Origin of the sequence: Rhodococcus sp. T2V, from assembly GCF_029269925.1 — a bacterium.
In the GTDB taxonomy this organism is placed as follows: Bacteria; Actinomycetota; Actinomycetes; order Mycobacteriales; family Mycobacteriaceae; genus Rhodococcus_F; species Rhodococcus_F koreensis.
The window spans coordinates 1-418 of record NZ_JARJBD010000548.1 but is presented as its reverse complement, the minus strand read 5'-3'; the positions used below and the strand labels follow the sequence as shown (position 1 = coordinate 418).

General features: G+C 64.6%; 1 protein-coding gene and 1 pseudogene. One reads left to right on the top strand and one right to left on the bottom strand.

Annotated elements, in window-relative coordinates; genetic code table 11:
• Positions 1–2 precede the first annotated feature (2 nt).
• Positions 3–143 (top strand): annotated as a pseudogene (gene gvpJ, locus P3H15_RS55355) (gas vesicle protein GvpJ); the annotation flags it as partial.
• A gap of 57 nt (positions 144–200) precedes the next feature.
• Here the strand turns inward: gvpJ and P3H15_RS55350 are convergent.
• Positions 201–418, bottom strand: a 218-nt coding sequence (locus tag P3H15_RS55350; protein ID WP_276144964.1) for a hypothetical protein, incomplete at its 5' end; no start/stop codon positions are given.

Here is a 418-nt window from a genome sequence, read left to right as displayed (position 1 = left end):
CCATCCTCGACAAGGGCCTCGTGATCGACGCCTACGTGCGGGTCTCGCTGGTCGGCATCGAATTGCTGACCATCGACGCCCGGATCGTCGTCGCGAGCGTGGACACCTACCTGCGGTTCGCGGAGGCGGTGAACCGGCTGCAACGCTTCTAACTCGGAAGCAACCAGATCGAGGACCACACAATCAGTATCGCGCACCTGTCAAGCAAGTGCCGTTGCAGTATTAGGGCGTGTCTCCCAATGATTTGGGGTGTTGTGCTGCAGACTCTTCGCTGTGGCGCCGGCGAGCAGATACACCCAGGAGTCGGTGACCGTCCGGATCGGCCACCGCCCGTGCTCGCGGCCGATCCGCATCGCCACCCGCCGGCCCCGCCACCGGCAGTGCGCGATGATCGCCGCCCGCCACACAGGTTGGTGAT